This is a genomic window from Pirellulales bacterium (assembly GCA_035939775.1).
In the GTDB taxonomy this organism is placed as follows: domain Bacteria; phylum Planctomycetota; class Planctomycetia; order Pirellulales; family DATAWG01; genus DASZFO01.
Genome location: DASZFO010000019.1, coordinates 1 through 2,171 on the forward strand (window position 1 = coordinate 1; position 2,171 = coordinate 2,171).

Genomic DNA, 2,171 nt, shown 5'->3' on the forward strand with positions numbered 1-2,171 from the left:
TCTTCATGGCCGCATCGGCTTCCAGCATCGTCGAATCGACGGCTACGGTCTTGCCCGAGAGCAGCTTCTGCTCGGCGGCCAGCTTCAACACAAACACGAACACCGCTTCATGGACGGAGAGCGGCAGCCGATCATGAATCCGCGACAAGCTGGAATGGTCGGGCGTCTCCTGCTGGGCCGGCACGCCCAGAAATTCCGCCAGCGAGCGGCTGTCGCTGCATCGCCAGGCAATGCCGCGTTGGGAACTGATGCCCTCGAAGTAGCCCACCAGGATCATGCGAAAGTACACACCAGGCGGGATTGAGTCGCGGCCGCGGTCGGAAGAGTAGTAAGGCGCGCACAGCGCTTCCAACCACTCGTCGAAGCCGGCCTCAGCCAGCAACTTGTTGAGCTTCTTGTAGAACGGATGGCCAGGGGATTTGGGCAACTCCGTCGTCGCAACCCATACGGCCTGCTGTTCGCGCTTGCGTTTGCCGAGTGCCATGAGAATGCATCCATGCCGTGAAACCAACAACCCGCCGCCACAATACCATCCTCGTCAAGCACAGAAATTCAACAGCCTTCTAGTATTACTCCGTTAACTGATCTTGGCTGATTGCGCTGCTTCGTTCAAGATCGGTGCATGGATGCACGGAAGCTGAGCAAGCTGCGGAGGGATTTGGCGGCGTTCCTGGACGCTGTCGTCGGGACCATGGGCGATGCGCGACGCCGGCGTTGGTGCGGGACGTATGTCCGTGGCGTGCTGCTGGATGGTCAACGCAAGAGCATCGAGCCGATGTCCGTTCGATTGAAGAAGATCGAGGAAGGCGAAGAAGACTACGAACAGGCGCTACAACAGTTTATCAATCAAAGCCCTTGGGACGAGCAAGCGGTGCTCGATAGCTTGCAGGTCTGGGTGGGGCGACAATTCGGCGGGGAAGGCTATCTGATCCTCGATGATACGGGGTTTCCCAAGCAGGGGCAGCACTCGGTCGGTGTGGCTCGGCAGTACACGGGTACGTTGGGGAAGGTGGCCAGTTGTCAGGTCGCCGTCACACTCCAGTTGGCGACTCAGCGTGAAGTGCTCGGACTGGACGCCCGCTTGTATCTTCCCCAAGCCTGGGCCGACGATCGCAAACGTTGCGAGAAATCGGGCATTCCGGCCGGAGTGGCGTACCAACCGAAGTGGCAATTGGCCCTGGCCATGCTGTGCCGCGCCCATGCCAACGGCTTGAGCGGCATCGTGTTGGCCGACAGTTTGTTCGGCACGGTGACGGCATTTCGACAACAATTGGCCGCCGCGGGTTGGACCTACTGTGTGGGTATCGATTCCACCTTAAAGGTCATCGCCGCGGATACCGACCTGGGGCCGGTGCCTAAATACTGCGGCCGCGGTCAACCACCGAAGCGGCCGCTGAAGGTCCGCACGAAGCCGAAATCGCCGAGCGTCAAACAGTGGGCCGTCGAACATGCCGCCGACTTCCGTAAAGTAACGTGGAGAGAGGGGACAAAGGGCAAGATGGCGGGGCGATTCGCTGCCTGGCGAGTCCGACCGGCGCACAAGCTCGCGGCCGGTAAAGAGCCGCTGGACGCCTGCTGGTTACTCATCGAATGGCCGCATGACTCCGAGTGTCCGGGAAAGTTTTTTTTCAGCAACTTGCCGCCCTCGACGAGTCTCAAACGGCTGGTCGCCACGGCCAAAAGTCGCTGGTGGATCGAGCACAGTTACCGGGAACTGAAGGACGAACTAGGCCTCGATCATTTCGAGGGACGGTCGTGGCGTGGTTGGCATCATCACGTCGTACTCGTGCTCTTGGCCTACGCCTTCCTGCAAGACATTCGTCGTCGTCGCGATAAAAAAGGGGCCGACGCGTGACGCTACCACTGCTGCGCGATCAACTGCAGATTCTCTTAGCCTGCTGGTGCGGACGCTGCCTACTCTGCGGTCAAACGGTATTCGAATTCGTCGCCGCTCACCCACCATAGGTAACGGAGTAATACTAGACCGAACGCTGCCCCGTAATTGCAATCGTTTCCTCAGAGGTATCATCAAACGACCTGGCGTGTTGAATCTCCTGGCCGGCGACACGGACAGCCTGGCGATCGCGGGCCGATCGGATCGCTGGAAGTTAGGACCGACGGCGCGCTCATCTTCGGCAAGCTACTGTCGGGCGCGCGTCCGCGGACGATCT

2 protein-coding genes are annotated in these 2,171 nt (G+C 60.0%); one reads left to right on the forward strand and one right to left on the reverse strand.

All coding sequences use genetic code 11. From position 1 onward, the window contains the following. Positions 1-484: transposase (locus VGY55_00890; protein HEV2968509.1), on the reverse strand; the 484-nt coding region annotated here is incomplete at its 3' end. Between the two features lie 138 nt (positions 485-622). Between VGY55_00890 and VGY55_00895 the strand changes: the two genes are divergently transcribed. Beyond that, positions 623-1,855 carry an IS701 family transposase gene (locus tag VGY55_00895; GenBank protein HEV2968510.1) on the forward strand — a complete coding sequence of 411 codons (1,233 nt, stop codon included), beginning with the start codon at positions 623-625 and terminating at the stop codon, positions 1,853-1,855. Positions 1,856-2,171 lie beyond the last annotated feature (316 nt).

What these genes read in the sequence shown, in the direction of transcription:
- VGY55_00895 (HEV2968510.1), top strand. Translation starts at nt 623, where the DNA reads ATGGATGCACGGAAGCTGAGCAAGCTGCGGAGGGATTTGGCGGCGTTC.